The organism is Marinobacter iranensis (genome assembly GCF_029207565.1).
GTDB lineage: Bacteria > Pseudomonadota > Gammaproteobacteria > Pseudomonadales > Oleiphilaceae > Marinobacter > Marinobacter iranensis.
Map to the genome: position 1 here is coordinate 1 of NZ_JANCMW010000136.1, position 275 is coordinate 275.

At 62.5% G+C, this 275-nt stretch carries 1 pseudogene; it reads right to left on the bottom strand.

Features of this window, described 5'->3' with window-relative positions:
• A pseudogene (locus tag NLU14_RS21765) lies at positions 1-275 on the bottom strand (hypothetical protein); the annotation flags it as partial.

Consider the following 275-nt stretch of genomic DNA (forward strand, 5'->3'; position numbering starts at 1 on the left):
CGGCAGTGAACGGCTTGCCGTCATGGCGTTTGACGCCGGGGCGAAGCTTGACGGTCCAGACGTCCAGGGTCGCGTTCGGCGTCATGGATTGCGCGAGCTGCATCGCCACGGCGCCCTTGGAATCGTAGCCGGTCAGGCCCTCGTAGAGCTGGCCGTACAAAGAACCTGCGGATGCCGAACTGGTCGGCGTATAGGGTTGCACCTGATCCTTGCTGTTGCCGATGACGCCAAGCACGAGTTCCTGCGCGTGAGCAATCGTATGGGCCGTCAAAGCT